The sequence below is a fragment of the Sutcliffiella horikoshii genome (assembly GCF_002157855.1).
GTDB classification, from domain to species: domain Bacteria; phylum Bacillota; class Bacilli; order Bacillales; family Bacillaceae_I; genus Sutcliffiella_A; species Sutcliffiella_A horikoshii_C.
The window spans coordinates 3,759,048-3,779,924 of record NZ_CP020880.1 but is presented as its reverse complement, the minus strand read 5'-3'; the positions used below and the strand labels follow the sequence as shown (position 1 = coordinate 3,779,924).

Annotated in this window: 19 protein-coding genes; 16 read left to right on the top strand and 3 right to left on the bottom strand. The window is 39.3% G+C overall.

What is annotated here, in order from left to right:
- Genes B4U37_RS19395 through B4U37_RS19380 form a run of 4 tightly spaced genes read left to right on the top strand, consistent with a single transcriptional unit; the run spans nucleotide 1 to nucleotide 4,013 of the window.
- Nucleotides 1-1,113 (top strand): glycosyltransferase, encoded by a 1,113-nt coding sequence (locus B4U37_RS19395; protein WP_088019560.1) that lies wholly within the window; start codon nucleotides 1-3, stop codon nucleotides 1,111-1,113.
- Nucleotides 1,113-2,240, top strand: coding sequence for a glycosyltransferase (locus tag B4U37_RS19390; RefSeq protein WP_088019559.1), 1,128 nt, complete (start codon nucleotides 1,113-1,115; stop codon nucleotides 2,238-2,240). The genes B4U37_RS19395 and B4U37_RS19390 overlap by 1 nt, the downstream gene beginning before the upstream one ends.
- 1 nt (nucleotide 2,241) lies before the next feature.
- Nucleotides 2,242-3,171 (top strand): glycosyltransferase family A protein, encoded by a 930-nt coding sequence (locus B4U37_RS19385; RefSeq protein ID WP_157663843.1) that lies wholly within the window; start codon nucleotides 2,242-2,244, stop codon nucleotides 3,169-3,171.
- A 44-nt stretch (nucleotides 3,172-3,215) separates the two neighbouring features.
- Nucleotides 3,216-4,013 (top strand): glycosyltransferase family 2 protein, encoded by a 798-nt coding sequence (locus tag B4U37_RS19380; RefSeq protein ID WP_088019557.1) that lies wholly within the window; start codon nucleotides 3,216-3,218, stop codon nucleotides 4,011-4,013.
- A 23-nt stretch (nucleotides 4,014-4,036) separates the two neighbouring features.
- Here the strand turns inward: B4U37_RS19380 and B4U37_RS19375 are convergent, their stop codons facing one another.
- Nucleotides 4,037-4,411 carry a hypothetical protein gene (locus B4U37_RS19375; RefSeq protein WP_088019556.1) on the bottom strand — a complete coding sequence of 125 codons (375 nt, stop codon included), beginning with the start codon at nucleotides 4,409-4,411 and terminating at the stop codon, nucleotides 4,037-4,039.
- Nucleotides 4,412-4,620: 209 nt separating this feature from the next.
- Between B4U37_RS19375 and B4U37_RS19370 the strand changes: the two genes are divergently transcribed.
- The 7 genes from B4U37_RS19370 (at nucleotide 4,621) to B4U37_RS19340 (ending at nucleotide 13,142) form a co-directional block, all read left to right on the top strand.
- On the top strand, nucleotides 4,621-5,997 hold the full coding sequence (locus B4U37_RS19370) for an O-antigen ligase family protein (RefSeq protein WP_088019555.1): 1,377 nt from the start codon (nucleotides 4,621-4,623) through the stop codon (nucleotides 5,995-5,997).
- Between the two features lie 44 nt (nucleotides 5,998-6,041).
- Nucleotides 6,042-6,920 carry a UTP--glucose-1-phosphate uridylyltransferase GalU gene (galU, locus tag B4U37_RS19365; RefSeq protein WP_010197228.1) on the top strand — a complete coding sequence of 293 codons (879 nt, stop codon included), beginning with the start codon at nucleotides 6,042-6,044 and terminating at the stop codon, nucleotides 6,918-6,920.
- Between the two features lie 21 nt (nucleotides 6,921-6,941).
- Nucleotides 6,942-8,249: a UDP-glucose dehydrogenase family protein gene (locus B4U37_RS19360; protein ID WP_157663842.1), complete on the top strand. Its 1,308-nt coding sequence runs from the start codon at nucleotides 6,942-6,944 to the stop codon at nucleotides 8,247-8,249.
- 88 nt (nucleotides 8,250-8,337) lie between these two features.
- Nucleotides 8,338-8,838, top strand: coding sequence for a hypothetical protein (locus B4U37_RS19355; protein ID WP_088019553.1), 501 nt, complete (start codon nucleotides 8,338-8,340; stop codon nucleotides 8,836-8,838).
- A gap of 59 nt (nucleotides 8,839-8,897) precedes the next feature.
- Complete coding sequence (locus tag B4U37_RS19350) at nucleotides 8,898-10,952, top strand: S8 family serine peptidase (protein ID WP_088019552.1); 2,055 nt, start codon at nucleotides 8,898-8,900, stop codon at nucleotides 10,950-10,952.
- Nucleotides 10,953-11,095: 143 nt separating this feature from the next.
- Nucleotides 11,096-11,860 carry a glycosyltransferase family 2 protein gene (locus B4U37_RS19345; protein WP_088019551.1) on the top strand — a complete coding sequence of 255 codons (765 nt, stop codon included), beginning with the start codon at nucleotides 11,096-11,098 and terminating at the stop codon, nucleotides 11,858-11,860.
- 220 nt (nucleotides 11,861-12,080) lie between these two features.
- Nucleotides 12,081-13,142, top strand: coding sequence for a glycosyltransferase family 4 protein (locus B4U37_RS19340; RefSeq protein WP_010197216.1), 1,062 nt, complete (start codon nucleotides 12,081-12,083; stop codon nucleotides 13,140-13,142).
- Between the two features lie 150 nt (nucleotides 13,143-13,292).
- Here the strand turns inward: B4U37_RS19340 and B4U37_RS19335 are convergent, their stop codons facing one another.
- Nucleotides 13,293-14,216, bottom strand: coding sequence for an LCP family protein (locus B4U37_RS19335; RefSeq protein ID WP_245840016.1), 924 nt, complete (start codon nucleotides 14,214-14,216; stop codon nucleotides 13,293-13,295).
- 78 nt (nucleotides 14,217-14,294) lie between these two features.
- Nucleotides 14,295-14,933: a YigZ family protein gene (locus B4U37_RS19330; protein ID WP_088019549.1), complete on the bottom strand. Its 639-nt coding sequence runs from the start codon at nucleotides 14,931-14,933 to the stop codon at nucleotides 14,295-14,297.
- Nucleotides 14,934-15,287: 354 nt separating this feature from the next.
- Between B4U37_RS19330 and B4U37_RS19325 the strand changes: the two genes are divergently transcribed.
- The 5 genes from B4U37_RS19325 to B4U37_RS19305 all read left to right on the top strand — a co-directional run bounded on the left by B4U37_RS19325 (nucleotide 15,288) and on the right by B4U37_RS19305 (nucleotide 20,850).
- The gene (locus B4U37_RS19325; RefSeq protein WP_088019548.1) at nucleotides 15,288-16,430 is read left to right on the top strand and encodes a sensor histidine kinase; all 1,143 of its coding nucleotides are present in this window, start codon (nucleotides 15,288-15,290) and stop codon (nucleotides 16,428-16,430) included.
- Nucleotides 16,431-16,455: 25 nt separating this feature from the next.
- Nucleotides 16,456-17,175: a response regulator gene (locus B4U37_RS19320; RefSeq protein ID WP_088019547.1), complete on the top strand. Its 720-nt coding sequence runs from the start codon at nucleotides 16,456-16,458 to the stop codon at nucleotides 17,173-17,175.
- A 251-nt stretch (nucleotides 17,176-17,426) separates the two neighbouring features.
- Nucleotides 17,427-18,269, top strand: a complete 843-nt coding sequence (locus B4U37_RS19315) for a DegV family protein (RefSeq protein WP_088019546.1) — start codon at nucleotides 17,427-17,429, stop codon at nucleotides 18,267-18,269.
- A 374-nt stretch (nucleotides 18,270-18,643) separates the two neighbouring features.
- Entirely contained in the window at nucleotides 18,644-20,140 is a 1,497-nt protein-coding gene (locus tag B4U37_RS19310; RefSeq protein ID WP_088019545.1) for an ATP-dependent helicase ComFA, read from the top strand.
- The gene (locus B4U37_RS19305) at nucleotides 20,137-20,850 is read left to right on the top strand and encodes a ComF family protein (RefSeq protein WP_088019544.1); all 714 of its coding nucleotides are present in this window, start codon (nucleotides 20,137-20,139) and stop codon (nucleotides 20,848-20,850) included. The genes B4U37_RS19310 and B4U37_RS19305 overlap by 4 nt, the downstream gene beginning before the upstream one ends.
- Nucleotides 20,851-20,877 lie beyond the last annotated feature (27 nt).

Sequence of the window (20,877 nt, the reverse complement as noted above, 5' to 3'; positions counted from 1 at the left end):
ATGGAAAAGAAAAGAATTAGCTTTATCCTAGCAAGCCTTGGCGGAGGTGGAGTGGAACGGATGACGCTAAATCTTGCAGAAGAGTTTACAAAAAGAGGATATGAAGTGGATCTTCTCGTGGCGGACGCCAAAGGAGAATACATGGACCTTGTTCCTGCAAGTGTGAACCTAATTGATCTGAATAAGCCTAGATTGCTTTCTTGTATTCCAGACATTAAGAACTATATGAAGGAAAAAAAGCCAGATGCTTTTATTTCTGCAAAAGATTATATAAATCTCACGGTCATCATGGCAAAGTTGCTTGCAAGATCTAAGACCAACTTAATTGTAAGTACCCGTGTAAATATTAGTCGTCAATTAGAAGTGTTGAATTCTAGGTCGTTTAAAGTTATAGCGCGTCTTGTGAAATATTTCTACCGTTTTGCTGATCACATTGTCGGTGTTTCAAAAGGTGTAGCCGATGATCTTTATAACATTACGGGAATTGATAAATCTAAGATACATGTTGTTTACAATCCCGTTGTAACGGAAGAATTACTTGCTAAAGCTCAGCAGGAAGTGGACCACCCTTGGTTTAGGGAAGATATTCCTGTTGCTGTTACCGTGGGAAGATTTGATAAGGCTAAAGATTATCCTACTCTGTTAAATGCAATGAGAGTTTTGCAAGATTCCAGAAAAGTACGATTGATTGTGGTAGGCGATGGACCGGAAAAAGATCATCTTTTATCACTTGTCAATCAATATAAACTTAAAGATGTGGTGGACTTTGTAGGCTTCCAATCCAACCCATATCCTTATATGACAAAGGCTGATTTATTTGTACTTTCTTCTGCGTATGAAGGATTTGGGAATGTGGTGGCAGAAGCACTTGCGGTGGGGACTCCTGTTGTATCCACAAATTGTCCAAGTGGGCCTGGTGAAATCTTAGAAGGCGGAAAGTACGGTACATTGGTAAAGGTAGGAGACTATATCGCTTTAGCTCGTGCGATGGATGCGACCATCAAGAGTCCGTTGCCTAAAGAAAAGCTGCTTGAAAGATCGTTGTTCTTCACGATAAAAAATAGTGCGGACAGTTATGAAAAACTGATCTTGGATAAAAGGAAAACTAAGTGATGTATATTGCTTTGTTTATTCCGGTTCTGACATTTGGTGGGGCAGAAAAAGTAGTCATCTCTTTGGCAAATGGTTTGGCAGAAAAGGGACATAAGGTAGATTTGGTTCTGATTGAACGAAAGGGTCAGCTGATAGAAACCGTTTCGGATAAGGTGCGCCTTGTACCACTCAGCTCTAAGAAAACTTTTTTAAGTGTATGGAAGTTGCGGAATTACTTGCAGAAAAACAGGCCGGATATTTTTTTGTCAGGACTTGATAATGCTAATATTGTATCGAGTCTTGCGATGAGAATGGCAAATGTAAAAACAAAGCATATTATTACATTGCATACTAACCTTAAGCAATCTTATTTACGTCCAAGAACGAAATTGCATCGTTTTTACCCGGTAATGATGCGGAAGTTATTTCCACGTGCCGACCATTTTGTTGCTGTTTCGAATTGTGTGGCAAAACAATCCGGTAACTTTTTAAGGCTGACTAATGATAGAATAGAAGTAATCTACAATCCTGTCATTAATAGTAAAATAAAGGAGAAAGCGCTCGAAGCGGTAGAGGATCCATGGTTGAATGACCCTAACTATTTTACAATGGTGGCGGCGGGGAGGATCTTTGAAGCAAAAGATTATCCTACTATGTTAAAGGCGTTTGCAAAAGTTCTCCCAAACGCACCACATGCACGTTTAATTATCCTGGGAGACGGGAAGCAGACGATAAGAAGAGAGATGGAGAATATCATCTCCAAGGAAAAGATGGATCATGCGATAGAACTACGAGGATTTGTTCATAATCCTTATGCCTATATAAGCAAGGCATCTTTGTTTGTGTTAAGTTCAAAATGGGAAGGCTTCGGAAACGTACTTGTCGAGGCACTTTATTTAGATAAGCCGGTCATATCGACAGCATGTGAGTGTGGTCCTGAAGAAATTCTTCAAAAGGGGAAATTCGGTTCTCTTGTTCCGGTAGGGAATCCAGACGAGCTTGCTAAGGCCATGTTAGATCAGATACAAGTAAAGGGTTCTAGAGATAAAGAGACACTCGCTCTACATTTGATGCAAATGGAGGAGGAGTATGTTGTCTCCAAGTATGAAGAGTTTTTAATGCAGAGGGTAGAAGAAACGAAGGGTTAGGGTGAGAGTATATATGAATAATGTATCTGTCATCATCCCTACACATAATAGACCGCAGCTTTTGCTTCTGGCCTTGCAAAGTATAGAGGTGCAAACGGAAAAGCCGGACGAAGTTATGGTGGTTATGGATGGTGAGGACGGAGAAACGGAACGGTTCCTGAGCGGATATGAAAGCAATCATTTTACATTCCGATACCTCAAAATACCTAAGAGTAAAGGTGCTTGCTATGCAAGAAACCTTGGTGCCGAAAATGCGACAGGCGATATTTTGATGTTTTTGGATGATGATGATACGTGGGAGCTTGAAAAGATTAAAAGTCAACTTCAGCAATTTAAGTTGGATTCTAATGTGGGCTTAGTCTACTCCGGAAAGTTAGTTGTATACAACACAAACCGTAAAAAGGTTATTAGAAAGATTCCTGCTACAATCAAGGGAAACCTGTATCCGAAAATATTCGAAGATAATTATATCGGAACCACTTCATCTGTAGCAGTTAAAAGAGAAGTATTCCAAGAAGCTGGTGGCTTTGATAATAATTTGCCTGCCATGCAAGACTATGATTTATGGATAAGATGTTGTGAACGTACAAAGGTTGCACATGATAATCAGTATAATGTGAGATATACTATTGCAAAGAATGCATCCAATCAAATTAGTGGGAAAAGCGAGAATCACCACCGAGCATTAACGTATCTTTTTGATAAATACCGTAAAGTACTGGAGGGAAAATCCTCTACGCTTCAAAGAAGATTCAAGTCATCAAGATTCTTGCATCTTTCAAAGGCAGTTCATCGAAATAATTATCTATATTCATTAAAGTATTCGTTTAAAAGCATCTACTATTATCCAAATATAAAAGCGGTAGCATTATTCTTACCGCCTTTCTTACTTGCATTTATTTCATTATTTCAACCAGGAAGACGCAACTGACATGCATGAGGTTTTAAAACAGAAGATGGTGAGGGCGATAAGAAATGATTAGTGTTGTCATACCTACACTAGGAACGAGAGAAATGGAATTAGAACGATTATTTCAAAGTCTCAGTGACCAGACGTATCAAAATTTTGAAGCCATCGTGGTTTCTCAAGATAATCATGAAAAAGTAAGCACCCTTCTTGCTAATTATTCATTTGCTTTTGAGCATGTTTCTTTAGATAGAAAAGGGCTGTCTTACTCAAGAAATATGGGAATTAACTATACAAAAGGTAATATTGTTACATTCTCTGATGATGATTGTTGGTACGAGCCTCATGCATTTTTGGAGGTTCATAACTACTTTGAAGAAAACAATGCGGGAATTGTTTGTTACCAAATCTACGACCCGGAGAAAAAAGAGTACTATAAGGATTATCCGAAAAATGCTCAGGAGAGTTTAAAGTTCCAAGATTTATTTAGAAAGTCTTCTATTGAAATTTTCTTGAATCTTCAGATTGTAGATAAGGAAAAGGTTTCTTTTGATGAAGATTTCGGGCTTGGAGCAAAATACCCAAGCGGAGAAGAGAACATTTTCCTTCACATGATGCATAAAGAAGGGTATCAAATCAGTTATGTACCAAAGGTTGTCGTCTATCATGGCAAGCCTAGCATGGACACGAGGTTAAATTTTAAAGCATTCTCCAGCAAAGGGCCACTGTTTAAAAGAATTTTTAACACTCCAGTTGGATTTGCTATGTTGACCTTTTTATTTATTAAGAAGTTCAATCATCTCGAAAGACCATTTCCTTTTTACATTGCGTCATTGAAAGAGATGTTTCAATACAAAAAAAAGTAGAAAACGTCCGCTAAGGCCGTTTTCTACTCCATATTACCGGTTGTATCATAATTAGGAAATTCCAATTTCTCTAATTTATATTCACCGTTTTCTTCTTTCCAGTCTGTATAATAGACCATCTTTCCATTTTCATCAAAACGATATAACTCATCAGAAACCATGATATAGCGGGTTTTGTTGTAGTGTTCTAATGTCCACTTTAGTTGATTGAAGTCGTCCTCTTGGATGTCGCTTTCACTGGCAACCATGTCTGAGAAGTGACTCCATTCAAGAGATTCTATATTGCTTCTCACATAATGATCACCTTCTAGAGGAGTTCGAACAACAAGGACACTATCCCCGCATGCGGTTAAGAATATTGATGTTATTGCGAATAAACTAAACAGTTTTAACTTCATTTTCTTCCCCCATAAGCGTTATTTCTTAGCCGTACTATTTGACCAGATGGGATATATTCTTCCCATATTATATAGTTTTTTTTCTATAAATCAAATGAGTTGTGGCAAAGTGGGCAAACTATTTAACGTTGGAACGGTATGTGCTATTATATCTAATTAGGTAAGTCGAAAAAAGTAGAAATAGATCAGAAAAGGATTGGTAATATTAAATGGGTTATTTTCTAACAGCATTGAAACAGCATAAGGAAAAAATAATTCTTATTATCATGGGATTATTCATGTTCTTGGCGCCTTATTCCGTTTCAGGCATCTATCAAAAGTTGACACCAGTTCCATCATCCGTCTTAGCCACTTTTTTAGCAACAGGGGTATTGTTTCTTTTGCTTCTTGTTCATTTTAAAGACAGAAAACAATTGAATCCCTTAAGCCTTGAACAAAAAGCGTTTTTAGGCTCCATTTACATACCGGGTATTCTTGCTATATTGGCAGCTTTCTTTAACCTGACAGTGATGTTATCTGTTCATTATGTTGACTACATCACACAGGCGTTACCCAACAGGGTAATTAATTTAACATTATTTTTAATGTTGTTTTATACCTTCTTTAAGCTGATATCCTTTTTGGACAACAAGGTGCTTTTATCCATTACTAGATGGTATTTATTCGGGGTTTTAATTGTAACCGCAATTGGGATTTGGCAATTTCTCCATTTCATGTTTGGTTATCCAATGATTGATTTGAACACTCGATCTTTTGTACATAGCGTTGAATCGGATGTGCTGTTTAATTTCCGATTAACTTCAATCACTGATGAACCAAGTTATCTTGTACCGTTTTTAATTGATGCTCTCATTATTGGGCTAGTTTTATATGCCAGTAAGAAGAAATACTTTCTTCTTGTCTTCATCCCATGCATGTTCGTGTTGATTTTTTCTTTTTCTGTCAGCGGCTATGCGAATATTGCTCTATTAGTAGGCTTTATAGTGGTCATTTTCTTCACAACAAAGCTGGAAAATAAGAGAAAGATACTGAAGTACACCCTTTACGGGCTTATTCCAGTCGTAATCCTTATGATCATACAGTGGGATTTCGTCTTGCAATTGTTACAGCCTATTACAGGTAGGTTTGATACGTTGTTTGATATTCACAGACATAGCAGACTGTATATGCTTGTTATGCCTATTGCTTGGCTCTTTGACTACTCTTGGGTTAACAGTATCTTCGGATTTGGTCCGGGAAGCTATTGGTTCTTGGCACAAACGAAATTCTTATACCACCAAGGTCCGCTTAGTGTGACATCCAATAATATTTTTATTGATTTACTATTTGAACACGGTGTTTTCGGATTCCTACTAATTACAGCAATGTTTGTCTATGTATTTTATCGTTTATTTAAAGTACGTAATGAACATAAATACTTTTTATATTCGCTCATACTCTGGGTGCATTTGGCTATCACATCCATGTACCGTTCAGACTTTGTATCACCAAGATTTTGGGCAATTGTAATTATTATCTTTATTTTTGTGGAATTAGGGAAAAGAGATAAAGGAATGTCTACACTATCAAGTTTGAAAAGTAGATGATCTAAATTTACACAACTAATTTAAAGGATTGAGGTGTCGGGATAATGAAAGTGAAAAAGGCGATAATTCCTGCAGCTGGTTTAGGAACAAGGTTTCTGCCAGCAACAAAAGCACAACCAAAAGAAATGTTACCCATCGTGGACAGACCGACGATTCAATATATTATTGAAGAAGCTATTCAATCAGGAATTGAAGAAATACTTATTGTAACAGGTAGAGGAAAACGTGCAATTGAAGATCATTTTGACCGTTCCTTGGAACTTGAAGAAACGTTGTTGGCAAAAGAAAAGTTTGAACAGCTTGATGAAATTAAAAAAATCTCGGAAATGGCAGATATCCATTATATTCGACAAAAAGAACCAAAAGGTTTGGGACATGCCATTTGGTGTGCAAGGAAATTTATAGGTAATGAACCATTTGCCGTTATGCTAGGGGACGATATTGTTGTTTCCAAGGATCAGCCTTGTTTAAAGCAATTAATAGACGAATTTGAAGCGAAAAACGCCTCTGTTATCGGTGTGCAGGAAGTTCCTAACGAAGATTTATCCAGTTATGGAGTAATTGACTATGATCATGATGAAAGTGGAAAAGACTCATTTAAAGTTAAGTCGCTTGTAGAAAAACCTTCTGTGGAGGAGGCCCCTTCTAACTTGGCTATCATGGGTAGATACGTGCTGACTCCTGAAATCATTGATGTACTGGAAACGATTGAACCTGGAAGAGGAAACGAAATTCAATTGACGGATGCACTTCAAGAATTAACGAATTCCCAAGATGTCTATGGATTCCATTTCAAAGGGACGAGATATGATATAGGAAATAAATTCGGTTTTATTCAAGCTCAGATTGAATTTGCACTAATGAGAAATGATCTAAAAGAGCCTGTTGAAAAATACTTAAAAGATTTAGTCCGCAACTTATAGAATAGCGAGCGAGGGATTAAGATGAATATTTGTGTTATTGGAACAGGTTATGTTGGACTTGTTTCTGGAGTCTGTTTTAGTGACATAGGAAACAAAGTCACTTGCGTGGATATTGATGAAAATAAAATCAGCAACTTAAAAAAAGGAATTATCCCTATTTATGAACCAGGTCTAGAAGAACTGGTACTGAAAAATATTAAAGAAAATCGTCTTTCTTTTACAACTCAGTTGGATAAGGCTTTGGATGAAGCAGACGTTGTCCTTATCGCAGTAGGTACTCCTCCGAAAGAAAATGGGGAAGCAGACCTCAGGTTTGTTGAAGCGGTTGCTACGTCAATCGGGAAGAACCTAAATGGTTATAAAGTGATTGTTACTAAAAGTACGGTACCTGTTGGAACAGGGAAGTGGATTAAAGGTATTATTGAAAAAGAAGCCGGCCATTCTAACTTTGATGTAGCATCTAACCCTGAATTCCTTCGTGAAGGTTCTGCTATTTACGATACGATGAATATGGAAAGAGCAGTAATAGGTGTGGAAAGCGATAAGGCGAAAGAAGTGCTTACAGAGCTTCATAAACCTTTTAATACAAATATTGTCGTTGCCGATATTGAGACGGCAGAAATGATTAAGTATGCCGCTAATGCATTTCTAGCGACTAAGATTAGTTTTATTAATGAAATTGCCAACATCTGTGAACTTGTCGGAGCGGATGTAACAAAAGTAGCAGAAGGCATGGGATATGATAATAGAATTGGAAAAGCCTTTTTGGCTGCCGGGATTGGCTATGGAGGATCTTGTTTCCCTAAAGATACTAATGCTTTGATTAATATAGCAGCAAACGTAGGTTATAACCTGAGAATAGTAAAAGATGTGGAAAACGTTAATGCCATGCAGCGATTCCGTGTATACGATAAAGTAAAAGAAGCATTCAATGGGGAACTAGAAGGGAAGAAGCTTGCTGTACTTGGATTGGCATTTAAACCTAATACAGACGACATGCGTGCTGCTCCTTCTATTGATGTTATACCGAAATTATTGGAAGACGGTGCAGATGTAATTGCGTATGATCCGGTAGCAATGGCAAATGCCAAAAGAGAAATTGCAAACTTAAATACTGTGAATTCATATGAAGAAGCTGTCCAAGGTGCAGATGCAGTAATTGTCCTTACTGACTGGAAGGAATTCAAGGATCTTGATTTAGCTGATTTAAAGAAAAAGCTGAAGCAACCTGTCTTGATTGATGGTAGAAACATGTTCGACCTCAATCAAATGGCGGACCTTGGGTATTATTATGCATCGATCGGAAGAAGGACGGTCAACAAGCTTTAAAAAGTATAAGAACGAAAAAGGAAAGGTGTGCAATATTTGCACATCTTTTGGTCTTGTATAGAATAAACGCATTAATGAGGTGTGTTGGGTGAAAAAACGTTGGAGAAATATATTGCTATTGCTTTTTATTATTATCTTTATTTCAGGCTTTTTCTTTTTAGATAGTGAAGAGGTCCTTTACAATCAAGAACCACAAGAAGAAGAAGAAATCAGTGTGGGTCAACAGCGGAATATCATGTCTTATATTGAAATTGCTAAATTTAAATTTCATAATCTAACAGTAGAAGAGCATTATCCAAATCCAGAGGACTTGACTCGTGAGGAATTAGAAGGATATTTATCCAATTATTTTGCAGAACCGATGTTAAGTGATCTAGTCGATTATTGGTCTGGAGAAAACGAAGAGATGGGTGCCTTTATCGAACAATTTCTTTCTTTAAGTTCTGAAATTGAAGAAGCAGAATATATCCATTTAGAAGATAAAGAAGTGCTCGTACGTTGGGTAGATGAAGCATTTAATATTGAGGTTAACCTCACAGTCGAAAGAAACGGAAACGGCTGGATAATTAAAGACGTAATGTTTATCTAAATAATTAACAATATAAAACAGACAAAAGAGAAACTAAGGGGTATTGGGGAGAAAAGACGATGAAAAAAAGCTTAGGTTTAATTCTGGTAACGCTCTTGTGCTTTACCCCTCTTTTCGACAAAGAGGTTGTGCAAGCTTCTCAAGATGAGCACATGAGGATAATTGTCAAATATAAAGATAAAGACAATTATTCTTTTAGTAAAGCAAAACCACAAATAAAAAACATTAAAAAGAAAGACTTTAACAAAATTAAAAAAGATCTTGAAAGCCAAGATGAAGTGGAATACGTAGAAGAGGATAGTTTCTTCTATTATACAACCACAAATACCAGTATAGACGATCCCCACTACCCATTTCAAAAGGATTACTTACAAGTGATGAATGTACAGGAAGCGTGGTCAGTATACGAGCAACAATATAAGCCTATCGTTGCTATACTTGACTCAGGGGTAGACCTTGATCATCCGGATCTTAAAGATAACATGGTAAAACCATATAATGTCTTGTCATCAAGCAGTATGCCGGTGGACGAAATTGGCCATGGGACCCATGTTGCAGGTATTGTCGGTGCCAAAACCAATAACGGGAACGGCATAGCATCTATTGTTAAAGATACATATTTAATGCCAATTAAAGTAGGAGATCGCCAGGGTGCTTTTGCGTCTGATATTGCCTCTGGTGTTGATTATGCGGTTGAAAATGGTGCAGACATCATCAACATCAGTATTGCAGGTGAGAAACAAAACAATACGTTGAAAGAAGCGATTGATAAAGCGGTAAAGAGTGGCGTGATGGTAGTGGCAGCAGCCGGAAATAATTCTTCTAATAAAGTAGAATATCCAGCAGGCTATCCAGGAGTAATGTCTGTAGGGGCATCTAATTTAGCAGGTGGAATGGCTGATTTTTCAAATTATGGTGACTCTGTCGCTGTAGTTGCTCCTGGAGTTGAAATATTTAGCGCACTGCCTATTTCTTTTTCAAATAGCATTAGCGGTTACGGAAAAATGAGCGGTACAAGCATGGCAGCTCCATTAGTTTCTTCGCAAGCAGCTATGCTAAAAAGTACTGACAAGAATCTAACAGGTCGACAATTAAAGGAAATCATAGAAGAATCAAGCGAAGACGCATCAGCCTTTCCTGTCCGACTTGGACAAGTAAATGCGGCAGGTTCTCTTCAGTATTATCATGAAAAAAACAGGATATCAGGAAAAAATTCGTTGGAAACTTCAGTTGAAGTTGCGAAAAGAGGCTGGGAAACTGTTTCTACATCCACACTGACAAATGGTAGCCGTGTTTTGAAAGGGAAATTCGCTATTTTATCCAGCAACAAAACTTTTGCAGACAGCCTATCGGTAATTCCTTTATCTTATAAAATTAATAGTCCTATCTACCTGTCAGAGAAAAGGTTTCTACCACAAGGGACCATTGCTTCCATGAAAGAAATGGGAGTGGACCATGTGATTGTAGTCGGAGGAGAACAGGCTATAAGTAAAAGTGTGCAGGATAAATTACACGCTAATGGAATGAAATCAACACGGATTTCAGGAAAAACACGTTATGATACAGCTGTGGAAATAAGCAAGTTTGTAGCGGAAGAAAATGGGGAAATAATGATAGTGAATGGAAAGAGTTTTCCTGATGCGTTGTCTGCTTCAGTTGAAGCGGCAAAACGAAATATGCCAATAGTATTTGTAGAACAAACATGGGTCCCAAGTGCTACAAAAGATTTTCTTCAGTCCCATAACTTTACTCGTAAATATATTATTGGTGGCACTAAACCCATTAGTGAATCCGTTCAAGAAGAAATACAAGCGAAACGAATTTCTGGAGCAGATCGTTACAAAACTAATGTAGCTGTTGCCGAATACTTTAATTCATCCTATGATGGGTATTATTTTGCTACAGGAGCAGATTTTAAAGATGCCTTGACAGGAGGATTGCTGGCTGCGAAGCAAGATAAGGCATTGATGCTTGTACGTCCTGAAGATATTGATTCTTCCACAGAGAGTTATCTTGAAAAGGGAGAACAAGAAGACTTCGGGGTATTCGGAGGTAGAAAGGCTGTTCACTCCAGCGTGTTGTGGAAAATTGACAAAATTCTTTTGGGCAATTAATATTTATAAAGATTAATAGATGCTAGGTTTTAATGGCTATCGATTTTCGGTAGCCATTTGATTATTTTTGTAAGGAATGTAAAAGAAAGTATAGGTAAACATAATTAGTATCATTGCTTAATTTTTGGTAGGAGGAATTAATCATGAATGACAGAAAACATTCTCCTTTAGTGACAGTTGTTACACCTGTATATAATGCAGAAAAACATATTGGAAGCTGCATTGAGTCTGTGCTTAATCAAACATATGAGAACTGGGAAATCATCCTTGTAGATGACCAATCAAGGGATAACAGTGTTTCTATTATAAAACAATATGCAAAAAATGATGCGCGAATAAATTTAATACAACTAGAAGTCAACAGTGGTGCTGCTGTAGCTCGTAATACTGCCATTGAAGCTGCAAATGGAAAGTATGTGGCATTTCTTGATAGCGATGACATGTGGGTGCCCACAAAACTCGAAAAGCAAATTGCATTTATGGAGGATAAGGACATTGCCTTTTCATTTACTAAATATTCCATTATTGATGAAGAAGGAAATGACCTAAATAAAGTGGTCGGCATTCCTAATCAAATTGATTATGACGGTTATTTAAAGAATACAATTATTGGTTGCTTAACTGTTGTGCTTAATATAGAAAAAATTGGCAAGATGAAAATGCCATTGATTAGAACCCGACAGGATTTTGCATACTGGCTTTCTATCCTTAAAAAGGGCTATATTGCTTATGGTATTCAGGAGGATTTAGCTAAATACCGCTATGTCGAAGGATCTATTTCCAGTAATAAATTAAAAACAGCGAAACGAAATTGGCAAGTATATCGTCAAATAGAGAAGCTGGGGTTTTTTAAGTCTGTATGGTGTTTTGTAAATTATGCTTACAATGGCGTTCGAAAACGGGTTTAGTGGGTATATGACTAAGTAAAAAGCGAGTGCTGTTTACGCGTAAGTCATCCATATTACAACGGACACCTAATATTACATTTACACATTTATATTTTCAATGCAGAAAATATCTGTTAAAATGACAAAGGGTGCGATACAAGCAATTGGATAATTAAACTAGACATGTTTGTTCCTCAAATATGAAATGCTAAAAATAAGAACAAGAAATTAGGTGACGACAATGGATTTACAATTAATACTTGCTTTCGTAGTGTCATTCATCACCGTCCTCGTTATCACGCCATTGGTCATAAAATTCGCTCATTATATAGGAGCAACCGATAAACCGAACCATCGAAAAGTTCACCAGAAGATCATGCCTCGTCTAGGGGGACTAGCGATCTTCATTGGTGTTGTTGTAGGATATATATTTGTTGGTCTATATGATCAAAGAATTACCGGAATTACCATAGGGGCATTGATAATTGTCCTGATTGGAGTCTTTGATGATAAGTATGAATTAAAAGCAAGAACAAAGCTTGTAGGGCAAATAGCCGCTGCAGGTGTTATAGTTTATACAGGACTTAAAATTGACTTCATTACCATCCCATTTATCGTGGAACGCCTTGAATTAGGCTGGTTGTCCATCCCTATTACTATTTTGTGGATTGTCGGGATAACAAATGCGATCAACCTTATTGACGGATTGGATGGGCTTGCAGCAGGTATATCAACTATTGCTATTGCGACTATCGCAGTAATTGCAGGTCTTGGTGGTAAAGAGTTAATTTTGACGCTATCCCTTATTATCTTGGGTAGCACCATTGGATTTTTGTTTTATAATTTCCACCCAGCTAAAATCTTTATGGGAGATACAGGTGCACTGTTTTTAGGCTACTGCATTTCCGTATTATCACTACTTGGGCTTTATAAAAGTGTGACTCTTTTCAGTTTTGTCATCCCGATTATTATCCTCGGTGTGCCAGTATTTGATACAGCATTTGCGATCATTCGCCGAATCTTGAACAAGCAACCGATATCTGCACCTGATAAAAGTCATTTACATCACAGGTTGTTGGCTTCGGGTTTGTCCCATAGGAATACGGTGCTTGTCATTTACGGATTCGGTATCATCTTTGCAGCATGTGCAATCTTTTTAACTTCTGCAACCATCTGGGGTACGATTTTAATTACCGTACTGCTTATCATCTTGATCCAGTTTATTGCAGAACTTGTAGGTATCTTTAACGAACAGAACAAGCCGTTTATGAAGTTTTACAGGAAAGTATTTGGAAGACATTAATTAATCCATAAGTCACCTATCAAAAAATGATAGATTGATAGATGTTATTTGAGCCAGACCCTTTGTTGGGTTTGGCTCTTTTATTGTGCGCGTTGTACACGTGGGCGTGGGGACAGGAAAAAACCTCCCCGGGGAAAGGGAAGGCTTGTATTATAAATCATCTTCTGCAGGTTGTATTTCAAGGTGAGAGCGGATCGAACTGCGAACTTCCTGTATACTTTCATCGTAAGGGACGAAGTAGTACACACCACCAATATAAGAGTCTTCTCCCTCAATATTAATGGTTTCGATGTCATTGGATTTAAAGTTGGCGAACTGCTGTGCCAATCCGAGTCCTTGAGACATTCTTATATTTGTTTCAACATTACTTCCAAGTTCTCCAGCAATTTCATCCACTTTAAACACATTTCGTGGTGATAAGATTTTGTCGATGACGGCTGCCATGATCTGACGTTGTCTGTCATTACGCCCAAAGTCACCCCTAGGATCTTGTTTTCTCATTCTTGCATAAGCAAGTGCTTTCTCGCCATCTAACTCCATTTTACCTTCATAAAAATTAAGTCTTTTTCCTGTTTCATCACTTGTTTCGTAAAAATCAAAAGGAACATCCACAGTAACACCATCAACGATGTTAATAATATTTTTAAAACCTTCAAAGTTTACTGTTGCGAAATAATCAATCGGAACATCTAGAAAATACTCAACTGTCTCAATGGTTAAATCTTTCCCGCCATATGAATGAGCATGATTTATTTTTGTTTCTTCATTTCTGTCTGGTATGGTTACTAAGGTATCACGAGGGATACTGAGCATTTTCATGGTTTTGTCTTTAGGGTTAATGGTTGCAACAATGAGGGTATCCGTTCTTCCATTTTCGCCACCTGTTGAATAATCTTCCACACCCATAATTAATACTGAAAAAGGATCTTTACCTATTTCGACTTTTTTGTCACGTAGATTCGACTTCTCTCCACGATCTATTTCTGTATAAGCGCTATTCGCAGCTTGGAACGTTTGATAAAATACATAGCCACCATAAGCAACTACAGAAAGAAGAACAATAACCAAAAACATAAGGACGCGTTTTAGGACTTTCTTCTTCCTATTTCTTCGTTTTATTCTTGAGTTATTCAATGTTTAGTCTCCTTTAGGCTAGAGTACCACATCTGTCTCTCTATACAATAGCTTTCCTTCAGTTGTGTTATTTTTTCCTTGTGTTAAATCAATTATCCAATTAAGGTAGTCTTCTTTATTCGATGCTGGGATCAGGACGTTAACTTGTACATTTTCTTGGTAATCAATATGGTCAATGATATAGGTGGATGAACGCACTTCGTTTTCTACTTTACCCAGCAGTGTGTAATCAATAGTTGTATGCATTATTTGCATCAAATTGCGCTCCACTAGCCCTGTAGCAGATAGGCCCTCAGAAGCAGCCTTACCATATGCACGAATTAATCCGCCTGCACCAAGTTTAATTCCACCAAAATAACGGGTAACTACAATTACCGTATCTTTTAGTTTTTTCTTTTTTAAAACTTCAAGCATCGGGACTCCGGCTGTACCACTCGGTTCACCATCATCATTGGCTTTTTGAATTTGATCATGTTGACCAATAAGGTAAGCAGAGCAATTATGGGATGCATCCCGATATTTTTTCTTTATTTCTTGTATAAAGTTCAAAGCTTCATCTTCAGTTGTCGCACGACTAACGCTAGCAATAAATCTTGATTTTTGAATAATTATTTCATGCTCTCCATGACCTTTTACGGTATAGTAGTGAGATAGCAAACCGGCAACTCTCCTTTTCCTGCTCAAAACATTTGGTGACAATAAAAGAGCCATACTATACATTATAAATCGAGATAGGGGTCTACATCAAATAAAATATAGTGCTTAACTCCTTAGGTTGGCAAGATTCGACAAACTTTAATCCGATTGTAATAATAATGTTATACAAGTAAAACTTCGGTCCGATATAATAAGGTGTGGACAATTTTCGACAGGTACCCCCACAAAGGATTGGAAGATTTGGAATGATATAGCATATAGTGTCTTTCTTCCGTTTGGGTATAATGTACTATGACAATAAAGAAGTATTCACGATATTCTTTTAAGAATACAGGGTCTTTTGGAGGATGTCCTATGTCTCGGAAAGTTATAAACTCTAAACAATTAGACATGATTATTGAACAGATGGTGAAAACCGTTGAAGTGAGTAAGGACGAGATTTTCGAAATCGGGGAAAGCTCCCGAAAAGAATTCGAGAACCTTGGGAAAGAATTGAACGCGGTCAAGCTGGAAGTGGCGCAGCTAATCCAAAAACAGGACAAGCTGGAAGTTCAAGTCCGGCATGCAAGAAACCGTCTTTCAGAAGTGAGCAGGCAGTTTAAAAATTATACAGAAGATCAAATTAGACAAGCATATGATCATGCACATGAGTTGCAGTTGGAACTTCATACGATTTCGCAAAAAGAGGCCCAACTTCGCAACAGAAGAAACGAGATAGAGCGCAGATTGTTGAATCTTGAAGAAACCATCACGAAAGCGGATCGCCTTGTTAGTCAAGTTTCGGTGATTTTAAACTATGTCACAGGAGATCTTCAACAGGTCGGCCAGATGATTGCCGATGCCTCAGAGAAGCGTGATTTTGGCTTTAAAATCATGGAAGCGCAAGAGGAGGAACGCAGGCGACTTTCTCGGGAGATTCATGATGGACCGGCGCAAATGCTGGCCAATGTGATGATGCGCTCCGACTTGATTGACCGGACTTTCCGGGAGCGGGGCCCTGGGGAAGCTCTTTCAGAGATCCGCTCCCTGAAAGTAATGGTGCGCTCCGCTCTATATGAAGTGCGAAGGATTATTTACGACCTTCGACCAATGGCACTCGACGATCTTGGGTTGGTGCCTACTTTAAAGAAATATATTTCGACTATCGAGGATTATCATAATGGATATCCGCAGATTGAATTTATGAACCTCGGAGTGGAACACCGTATTTCCTCGAACCTTGAGGTAGCAGTGTTCCGGCTTGTCCAGGAGTCGCTGACAAATGCCATAAAGCATGCTGAGGCAAGCTCCATTTATGTAAAATTGGAAGTGAAACCTACTCATATCATTGTCATCGTAAAAGATGACGGAGTAGGATTTGATACGACAGAAAAAAAAGAAAAGTCGTTTGGACTAATAGGAATGAGAGAAAGAGTGGAACTGATCAGCGGAGAAATGGACATCCAATCCTCGTCTGGAAAAGGCACCACCGTTTTCATCAAAATTCCGTTAGGCTAAAGATGTATTTGGGAGGATGAGAGGAATGGATACGACAAAAATCGTGATTATTGATGATCATCAGCTTTTCCGTGAAGGAGTTAAACGCATTCTGGATTTTGAAACTAACTTTCACGTTGTGGCAGAAGGTGACGATGGAGAAGAAGCGCTTGACCTAATGGAAAAGCATGATCCAGACGTCTTCATCATGGACATCAATATGCCGAAAGTAAACGGTGTGGAGGCGACAAGGCGTTTAGTGGAAGCTAATGCGGAAGCAAAGGTCATCGTACTATCCATTCATGATGACGAGAATTACGTTACACATGCTCTTCAAACAGGTGCACGAGGTTATCTATTAAAAGAAATGGATGCTGATGCATTAGTGGATGCAGTCAAGGTGGTTGCGGATGGTGGGTCATATCTTCACCCAAAAGTTACGCATAATCTTGTAAGAGAATACCGTCGCTTAACGGAAAATGGTGTGCGAAGCGGTTCACGTGGAGGCAGTGGAGGTAGTACTGCAGTTACTACTTACCAACAAATTGAAATTCGCCGCCCGCTTCACTTGTTGACTCGCCGTGAGTGCGAAGTGCTTCAGTTGTTGGCTGACGGAAAGAGCAACAAGGCAATCGGGGAAGCGTTGTTCATCAGCGAAAAGACGGTTAAAAACCATGTAAGTAACATCCTTCAAAAAATGAATGTAAATGACCGTACACAAGCTGTTGTTGTTGCAATCAAGAATGGCTGGGTAGAGGTTAGGTAGCCTTGGGGATTTAGTTCTCCAGGGTTTTTTTGTGGGGTTGGAGGGGGAGCGGAAGCGGAGAAAGGTCGGCGGGAATTGTCTGTTGGTGTCGAATGGTCGATATATAGACCCAGTTGGTTGATAAAAGTAAAAAAGTGGTTGATATATCACCTCCCCTTATAAAAATCAAACAATAGATGAAACTTATTGTCGTTTCATGTACAATCTATAATAGATAACAGAAATACTTTAGTATAAGGAAGGTCTACAATATGAAAACGGCGATTGTTACAGACAGTACTGCCTACATCTCAGCAGAATTACGCGAAAAGCATGACATACATATGATCCCGCTAAATGTAATCTTCGGGAATGAATCGTACCAAGAAGAAGTGGACATTAAAGTAGAGCAATTTTACGAAGAGGTTAAGAACAGTCGCGAACTCCCTTCAACTTCCCAACCGGCAATTGGCGAGTTTGTTTCCCTTTTTGAAAAACTTGCTAAGGACTATGATGCCGTTGTGAGTATTCATCTTTCTAGCGGCATTAGTGGTACTTTTCAAGGTGCAGTTGCAGCTGGAGATATGGTGGATGGGATCGAAGTATACGCATTTGATTCCGAGATCAGCTGCATGATTCAAGGCTTCTATGCATTAGAAGCGGCGGAATTGGCTGCAGAGGGAAAGTCTCCTGAACAAATAATGGAACGATTGAACGTTATGAAAGAATCTGACCGTGCTTACTTTATGGTAGACGACCTTTCTCACTTACAACGTGGTGGACGTTTAAGCAGTGCCCAAGCGATTGTTGGAAGCCTTTTGCAGGTGAAACCACTGTTGCATTTTGTCGATACGAAAATCGTTCCGTTTGAAAAGATTCGTACTCGCAAAAAAGCGGTCAAGCGTATACATGATTTGTTTGATGAAGATGCTTCATTGGGAGTGCCAATGCGCGCGTGTGTGATTCACGCGAATCGTGAAGCGGAAGCTGAAGAGATGAAGAGAGAGCTTGAACAGAAGTATCCTCATGTGGAGTTTTTCTTGAGCTATTTCGGTCCGGTAATTGGAACGCATTTAGGTGAAGGCGCTTTGGGGCTTGGGTGGTATAAGCGATAACTTTATATTCACGTAACATCATCGAGAGATTGGAGAGACATCAGGAGCAGTGGGTTGCTTGTGGTGTCTTTTTTTATTTATTGGGGAGATTTATTGTGAAGTGACGAGCGTTTATCCGTATATTTCCATCTCAGTAACCGTTTGAAGTGAAGTAACAGTGAAACGGGTGTAGAGGAGACGTCTCTGTGACCATTTGATGAAGAAAACCGACAGAACGGTCGTAGAGACGGGTTCTCTGTTACCGTTTGAGGGAGAAAACCAACAGATGGGGCTTAGAGAGGGCACCTCAGTGACCGTTTAAACAAAAATAACAACAAAACGGGCAGAGAGAACGCCCATCAACTACCGAAATTCAAAATCAAAGGAGGTAACTAATGCTTTTCAGTCAAACAAGCAATAACCAATTAAAAATCACCAACCAAAAATCAGAAGATATCCAAAGAATATCTGCTGTCCCTAACATCCCGCATCCTCCCATCCAGACAACATTCCCCTTTGACCAAAATCTCCAATACTTCCTCTCCGGCAAAAGACTTCTAGCAGACGAACTTCCATTCAGCCACGACACACTCCAAACACATTATCAAAATGGATATATAAAACTCGATTTCGGAGTCCAATCCACCAATTTAGGCACTAACAACTGTAACCGATGTGGTAACATAGATCAAAACCTGTTTGCTTCGTTTAATTGTGCCCGCTGTCACCAGAAGTGCACCTATTGCCGCCATTGCATCATGATGGGGCGGGTAAGTGAGTGTACCCCACTCATCTCGTGGAGTGGGCCACGACTAGACACCGCTGACCAAGACACCACCCTCGCTTGGGACGGCACCCTCTCCAAAGGCCAGCAACTCGCCTCAAAAAAAGTCGTCGAAGCAATCAACAACAAAACATCCCTCCTCGCCTGGGCGGTTTGCGGTGCAGGGAAAACAGAGGTGCTTTTTAAAGGAATCGAAACGGCATTAAGTAAAGGTGGCCGCGTTTGTATAGCAACCCCAAGAACGGACGTAGTGTTAGAGCTATCGCCAAGATTAAAGAAAGTTTTTCCTCAAGTCGAAGTCGCCACCCTTTATGGGGGCAGCGAGGATAGAACAAAAAATACCCCACTCACCATCGCCACCACCCACCAACTACTTCGTTATTACCGCGCATTTGATACTCTCATCATAGACGAGGTCGATGCTTTTCCTTACAACATAGATCCAACACTTGAGTATGCAGCGAACCAGGCACGAAAGGAAGATGGGAGCCTCATCTACTTAAGTGCCACTCCATCGAAAAAAATGCAGCGAGATGTCCGTGCAAAAAAACTAGAATCTGTAGTGATTCCAGCCAGATATCACAAACACCCACTGCCTGTTCCTACTTTAGAGTGGTGTGGGAAATGGGAGAAACGGATTAAAAAAGACGAACTTCCGGCGAATGTCTCGAAATGGGTCAGAAAACATATGAAAAATGGAAGCCCCATATTTTTATTTGTTCCTAATATCGATGTCTTAGAAAAAGTAACTGAAATCTTTGCAAAAGAACACGGCGAGCTCGTGGCAGGTGTGCATGCAAAAGATAAGGAGCGTAAGGAGAAAGTCGATAACTTCCGAAAAGGAAACATAAAAATCCTGGTGACTACAACAATCCTAGAACGTGGCGTGACGGTAGCGGATGTGCAAGGAGGAGTACTTGGAGCGGAGGATGACGTCTTCACGGAAAGTGCTCTTGTGCAGATAGCTGGAAGGGTTGGCCGCAGTAGCCAATTTCCAAGGGGGGATGTTCGCTTTTTTCATTATGGCAAGACAAATGAGATGGGTGCCGCCGTTGACCAGATTATAAGGATGAACTATAACGCACGGAAGGGAGGCTTTTTCCAATGAAGAATTGCTTGATTTGTCATGGTGATGTTTCAACTTTGTTTGGATGGGGCGCATTCCTAGGATTGCAACAACATACCCCCATTTGTGAGAAATGTGAAAGTGCTTTTCAAATAATTACGGGAGAGCTCTGTAGAATTTGCGGGCGGCAGTGGGCCATGGTGGCACCAGAAAACCGCGTTGAGGATTTATGTTCCGACTGTTTCAGATGGGAGGAAGATCCATCCACAGCTGGTCTGCTTCAACAGAATCGGTCCGTTTACCATTACAATGAACATATGAAAGAAGTGTTAGCGAGATATAAGTTTCGCGGGGATGCCGTTCTGGTTCAAGTTTTCCAGAAAGCGTTCCGCCATACGTTTGAATCGTTATGGATTAAAGACCGGCCCATCCTTGTCCCCATACCATTAAGCACAGACCGCAAATATGAACGTGGCTTTAATCAGTCGCTACTTTTGGCGGAGCTTTTACTTAGAACCCCAGAAGAGTTACTCTCCAAAACCAACTCAGAAAAGCAATCAAAAAAGGCGCGTAAAGAGAGAATGGAACGGGAGAATACGTTCTATGTGCCGGACACTGAGGCGGTGAAGGATAAAAGCATTCTCCTAATCGACGACATCTACACAACAGGAACAACCGTGCGCATGGCGGCAAAGGTCCTTAAAGACGCTGGTGCAAAGGATATTTACTCCTACACACTTGTTCGCAGTTAACATTTTGCCGTCTCTTACGATATAAAG

Bases quoted from the DNA above. Each gene is read 5' to 3' on its own strand.
- B4U37_RS19395 (WP_088019560.1), top strand. From the start codon at position 1: ATGGAAAAGAAAAGAATTAGCTTTATCCTAGCAAGCCTTGGCGGAGGT.
- B4U37_RS19390 (WP_088019559.1), top strand. From the start codon at position 1,113: ATGTATATTGCTTTGTTTATTCCGGTTCTGACATTTGGTGGGGCAGAA.
- B4U37_RS19380 (WP_088019557.1), top strand. From the start codon at position 3,216: ATGATTAGTGTTGTCATACCTACACTAGGAACGAGAGAAATGGAATTA.
- B4U37_RS19375 (WP_088019556.1), bottom strand. From the start codon at position 4,411: ATGAAGTTAAAACTGTTTAGTTTATTCGCAATAACATCAATATTCTTA.
- B4U37_RS19370 (WP_088019555.1), top strand. From the start codon at position 4,621: ATGGGTTATTTTCTAACAGCATTGAAACAGCATAAGGAAAAAATAATT.
- galU (WP_010197228.1), top strand. From the start codon at position 6,042: ATGAAAGTGAAAAAGGCGATAATTCCTGCAGCTGGTTTAGGAACAAGG.
- B4U37_RS19360 (WP_157663842.1), top strand. From the start codon at position 6,942: ATGAATATTTGTGTTATTGGAACAGGTTATGTTGGACTTGTTTCTGGA.
- B4U37_RS19350 (WP_088019552.1), top strand. From the start codon at position 8,898: ATGAAAAAAAGCTTAGGTTTAATTCTGGTAACGCTCTTGTGCTTTACC.
- B4U37_RS19345 (WP_088019551.1), top strand. From the start codon at position 11,096: ATGAATGACAGAAAACATTCTCCTTTAGTGACAGTTGTTACACCTGTA.
- B4U37_RS19340 (WP_010197216.1), top strand. From the start codon at position 12,081: ATGGATTTACAATTAATACTTGCTTTCGTAGTGTCATTCATCACCGTC.
- B4U37_RS19335 (WP_245840016.1), bottom strand. From the start codon at position 14,216: ATGTTTTTGGTTATTGTTCTTCTTTCTGTAGTTGCTTATGGTGGCTAT.
- B4U37_RS19325 (WP_088019548.1), top strand. From the start codon at position 15,288: ATGTCTCGGAAAGTTATAAACTCTAAACAATTAGACATGATTATTGAA.
- B4U37_RS19320 (WP_088019547.1), top strand. From the start codon at position 16,456: ATGGATACGACAAAAATCGTGATTATTGATGATCATCAGCTTTTCCGT.
- B4U37_RS19315 (WP_088019546.1), top strand. From the start codon at position 17,427: ATGAAAACGGCGATTGTTACAGACAGTACTGCCTACATCTCAGCAGAA.
- B4U37_RS19310 (WP_088019545.1), top strand. From the start codon at position 18,644: ATGCTTTTCAGTCAAACAAGCAATAACCAATTAAAAATCACCAACCAA.
- B4U37_RS19305 (WP_088019544.1), top strand. From the start codon at position 20,137: ATGAAGAATTGCTTGATTTGTCATGGTGATGTTTCAACTTTGTTTGGA.